We start from the raw sequence: 953 nt of genomic DNA on the forward strand, positions 1-953 counted from the left end.
CTTTTGAAAAGTGACCGTTTCCGCAATATATCCTCCTGCATGCTTAATACCTTCAAGTGTCTCATTACGCTCCAGAAAACCTTTCCCGGTGACGTTACCCGGCATGACGAAAGGAGTAGCCACCATGACTCCCATATCCGCTACATCGACAACCATATCCCATACGCCTGTTACAAATTCTACTCCCGCATCCCATTCCCCCTTGAACGTGGCGCCTACATTTTCCTTCACGCGTGCTCCGAGCACGCTTTGGATTCCCTTTTCAGCGACCTGCTTCTCAAAATCAGACAACAGCGGCTCAGGGTAGTATTGATGGAGGGAAGCTTGAAGCTGAATTTCAGCACTCACGCTGTTAACTTCCTGTTCCAAATCCAGCGTATCGGTGGTTGTATTCAGGTGTAAGCCGTTGGTTCCTTGCAGGCGGATGCTTCCTGCCGAAAGACGAAGGCTGCCTGTAGCTTGAATTTGTATACGTTGGGTACTGTTCAGGCTGACACCATGATGGGTATTCATGGAAATGTACAGCGATCCTTCCTGAGCACTCATCGACAGCTCGGAGTTGCCCAAGGAGATTTCTTTGCCCTGCGGATTCGCAAAGGATTTCACGCCGGGATCGGCTGTTTTACGCTGGTGACGCTCTGCCGGGGATTCAGCCACAGCACCTTGAGCGGCGTGAGAGGAAGGGGGCGCAACGCTAGTTGGTTTCGTCCGCACGGATTGAATGACCATCGCATCATCTTCGTCTGCACTTGGAAAATACAGCTTCACCTGTGCGCCTTTTTCCGGCATGAGATACCAGACCTGATTACCTTCGGCAGAATAGGGGAACCATTGGGCATCTTTGGGATTCTGCTGATCGTCCATATCCAAATGTAGTCTAACCTGATTACGGCTGACCTCCAGTATTTTTCCTTCAATAGCGGCACCAATGATGGTTCGATTGTATATTTTAG

Annotated in this window: 1 pseudogene; it reads right to left on the minus strand. The window is 50.2% G+C overall.

What is annotated here, in order from left to right:
* A pseudogene (locus C1I60_RS23365) lies at positions 1-953 on the minus strand (EndoU domain-containing protein); the annotation flags it as partial.

The sequence above is a fragment of the Paenibacillus terrae genome, assembly GCF_005217525.1.
GTDB lineage: Bacteria > Bacillota > Bacilli > Paenibacillales > Paenibacillaceae > Paenibacillus > Paenibacillus terrae_C.